The organism is Goekera deserti, from assembly GCF_010685995.1.
Taxonomy (GTDB): Bacteria; Actinomycetota; Actinomycetes; order Mycobacteriales; family Geodermatophilaceae; genus Goekera; species Goekera deserti.
Genome location: NZ_JAAGWK010000053.1, coordinates 1 through 689 on the forward strand (window position 1 = coordinate 1; position 689 = coordinate 689).

1 protein-coding gene is annotated in these 689 nt (G+C 39.6%); it reads left to right on the plus strand.

Annotated features, from left to right (window positions below):
• Positions 1 to 689, plus strand: a 689-nt coding sequence (locus G1H19_RS22360) for a hypothetical protein (RefSeq protein ID WP_163638902.1), incomplete at both ends; no start/stop codon positions are given.

Consider the following 689-nt stretch of genomic DNA (forward strand, 5'->3'; position numbering starts at 1 on the left):
AGTTTGCCAATCCTGTTGCCAGAATCATTGACAAGACGTGCTATGACCTTGACATACATACTCTTGCTGACCTTGAGAAAAAGTTTGACCAGATTGACATTGAGCATGAGATTTACAAGAAACTTGGTATCATCAAGAAACACTTTGAGAACCACCTCAGAAAGAACAATGGGACCATTTACGCACGTGCAATGAACGCAATGAACTCAAACAACTCATTTGAGCTTGCGGCTATCCTAGGGCTTAAATTTGATGGTGATGGCGGGAATGCCAAAACATACAACACTGAGAAGTTGGAAACTGCTGATACATATGCCCTATTGAAAAAATCAACAGAGGTTTCAGATTTATTTATGGGATGGGACATTGACCACAGACGTAGATTGGTGCTAACGCCTACCGTATTGGCAAAAAGGCAATTGCCGTCAGGCAAAATCATTATGAATATCCTGACCCTACCGCAGGTAGTTATCCCTACTTCTGGTGTTGGTGATGCTGGTGAGCGTATTGATGCCCTTTCAGACCAAATGATAGTTGCTATGGAAAGCGTGATGAGAGCCTATAAGGAATCAACAAGCCATATAAGGAACTTTGTTGGTAAAATAAAGGTATCAATTGATGATAATTTTAGACACTATATTAGTATCTTAAATAAGAAAACTATGTCTATTGCTACTGATTATGTCTTC